At 72.5% G+C, this 1,693-nt stretch carries 1 protein-coding gene and 1 pseudogene; both read left to right on the forward strand.

The annotated features are described in order from the left end of the window. Positions 1-278, forward strand: a pseudogene (locus QAA18_RS09730) (DNA polymerase Y family protein); the annotation flags it as partial. Then, a partial coding sequence (locus tag QAA18_RS09735; RefSeq protein WP_343226751.1) for a PHP domain-containing protein occupies positions 275-1,693 on the forward strand: 1,419 nt, incomplete at its 3' end. The pseudogene QAA18_RS09730 and the gene QAA18_RS09735, both read left to right, overlap by 4 nt.

Here is a 1,693-nt window from a genome sequence, read left to right on the forward strand (position 1 = left end):
GCGTGCCGATGCCGGCGGCCGAACGCGCCGTTCCCGGCAGCGCGACTGCCGTTGCCGCGCCGCGGCCGACCTGGCTGCTGCACGACCCGTTGCCGTTGCGCGGCCATGGCCACGTCGTCCAGGCCGGGCCGGAACGCGTGGAAAGCGGCTGGTGGGACGGCGGCGACGTGCGCCGCGACTACTACGTGGTCGACACCGGCAACGGCCAGCGCGCCTGGGCGTTCCGCCCCGTCGGCAGCGCCGACGCGCCGCTGTTGCTGCACGGATGGTTCGCATGAACGTGGGAGCGGCGGAAGCCGCGAGCTACGCCGAGTTGCACTGCCTCTCCGACTTCAGCTTCGGCCGCGGCGCCTCCAGCGCGGCCGAACTGTTCGAGCGCGCGCGGCAGCAGGGCTATGCCGCGCTGGCGATCACCGACGAATGTTCGCTGGCCGGCATCGTGCGCGCGCTGGAGGCATCGCGCGAGACCGGCGTGCCGTTGATCGTCGGCAGCGAATTCACCCTCGACGACGGCCTGAGACTGGTGCTGCTGGTGGAAACGCGCGAAGGCTACAGCGCGCTGTGCCGGCTGATCACGCTGGGCCGGCGGCGTTCGGCCAAAGGCGAATACACGTTGGGCCGCGCCGATCTCGACCCGTCCGCCCTGCCCGGCCTGCTCGCGCTGTGGCTGCCCGGCGCCGACCCGTCGCGCGAGGACGGCGCCTGGCTGAAGCAACGCTTCGACGGGCGCCTGTGGCTGGCGGTGGAGCTGCACCGCGGCCCCGACGATGCCGCGCGCCTGCAACACCTGCAGGCATTGGCCACAGCACTCGGCATTCCCGCGGTCGCCAGCGGCGACGTGCACATGCATGTGCGCAGCCGGCGCGCACTGCAGGACACCATGACCGCGATCCGCCACCGCTGCACCGTGGCCGAAGCCGGCAGCCGCCTGTTCCCCAACGGCGAACGCCACCTGCGCACGCGCCGCGCACTGGCGGCGATCCATCCGCCGGAACTGTTGCGCGAAACCCTGCGCATCGCCGCACGCTGCCGCTTCGACCTGGGCCAGGACCTGGGCTATGCCTATCCGCGCGAACTCGTTCCCGAGGGCATGACGCCGCAGGACTGGCTGCGCGAACTGGTCGAGGCCGGCGTGCGCGAACGCTGGCCCGAGGGCGAGACCGCCGAGGCGCGCGCCCTGGTGGAAAAGGAACTGGCGCTCATCCGGCGCAAGGGCTACGAGCCCTACTTCCTCACCGTGCACGACATCGTCCGCTACGCCCGTTCGCGCGGCATCCTCTGCCAGGGGCGCGGCTCGGCCGCCAACTCGGTGGTGTGCTTCGTGCTCGGGGTGACCGCGATCGACCCGGCGCGCATGGGCCTGCTGTTCGAGCGTTTCCTCTCGGACGAACGCAACGAGCCGCCGGACATCGACATCGACTTCGAGCACGAGCGCCGCGAGGAAGTCATCCAGTACATCTACGACCGCTACGGCCGCGAACGCGCCGCGCTGGCGGCGACCGTGATCCGCTACCGCTCGCGCAGCGCGGTGCGCGACGTGGCCCGCGCGCTCGGCCTGGACGAGGCGCAGGCCGGCCGCCTGGCGCGCACGGTCGGCCACTGGAGCGGCGAGCCGCCCGAGGGCGAGCGCCTGCGCGAACAGGGGTTCGATCCCGACAGCCGCGCCATGCGCCAGCTCGTCGCTTTGTCCGGC

It is taken from the genome of Luteimonas sp. 8-5 (genome assembly GCF_029763755.1).
Classification (GTDB): domain Bacteria; phylum Pseudomonadota; class Gammaproteobacteria; order Xanthomonadales; family Xanthomonadaceae; genus Cognatiluteimonas.